We start from the raw sequence: 1158 nt of genomic DNA on the forward strand, positions 1-1158 counted from the left end.
CACTCATCCGCCCCAACGGGATGCGCGCGACATGCGTTCAACGCCCCACAACGCCACTTCTTCAACCGATGCCATCCGAGCCTGTTGCCGGCCCGTTCTGGCGCCCGAAAAGTCCGCTACCCGCGGGCAGACAAGCCCTTCTCCCGCTGCCTTCGTCTGGCCTGGCGGAGTGCAGTTTTGCGGACCCTTTGGGGGAGTGCCGGCGGGACGCAAACTCACTCGCGCCGAACGGTCCGAAAGCTAGGACTCTCCAAAGCGCCCGTCAAGAACTAGTGCGAGTTCCTGAATCAAATACTAAATATGGTGGATTGCGGGGGATAACAGGGGGCAAGCCCGCGCCTGTTCTGGAGGCAAGTATCAGTGAGTCCTCAGGGATTCCCAACTGAAAAAATTTGCATCCCTTGGTGATGGCGCCCCTTCACCCCGCTCTTCACAGGGCAGGTATATTTTTGGGTAACGGGGTTGCGCCTGCAGGACTCACGTAGCCTTACGGAAGGTGAGGGCAGGCATGCCCGCCGGGGTGGTGGTGGGGCCAGCGAATCCGCGCCAAGCTGACCCGTTTCCGCCGGGTACCCCACATGCTTGATTCGACGCGACCGGGCTTGCGACCGCGCATCGCCCCGGCCGGCCTGATGTTCCTTGCCATCACCTCGGTAGGCTGGGGCTTCAACTGGCCGGTGACGAAGTTCCTGCTCGCCGAGCTGCCGCCGCTGACGCTGCGCGGGGTGACCGGCGTGCTGGGCGCGGTGCTGCTCGCCGCCCTCGCGCTGATCCGCCGGCAGAGCCTCAAGGTGGGGCCGGGGATCTGGCCGCGCTTACTGACCGCCGCCGTCCTCAACGTCACCGGCTGGATGGTGCTGATGGGCCTGGCGCTGCTCTGGCTGCCGGCCAGCGAGGCGGCGCTGATCGCCTACACCATGCCGGTCTGGGCCTCGATCATCGCCTGGCCGGTGCTGGGCGAGCGGCCGACCGTGCTGCGCACGCTGGGGCTGGTGATGGCCTTCGTGGGCCTCGCCTCGATCATGGGCGGCAACGGCTTTGCCGCGAGCGTGGAGAAGCTGCCGGGCATCATCATGGCGCTCGGCGGCGCGCTCGGCTTTGCCGTCGGCACGGTGTTCTCGAAGAAGTACCCCATCCACCTGCCGCCGATCACGGCCG

The 1158-nt window shown here is 66.1% G+C and carries 1 protein-coding gene; it reads left to right on the forward strand.

Annotated features, from left to right (window positions below; translation table 11 throughout):
* Nucleotides 1-578 precede the first annotated feature (578 nt).
* On the forward strand, nucleotides 579-1158 hold a 580-nt coding region (locus AC1D00_RS42145), incomplete at its 3' end, for a DMT family transporter (RefSeq protein WP_477014778.1).

Source organism: Bradyrhizobium sp. P2_E8 (assembly GCF_056403875.1).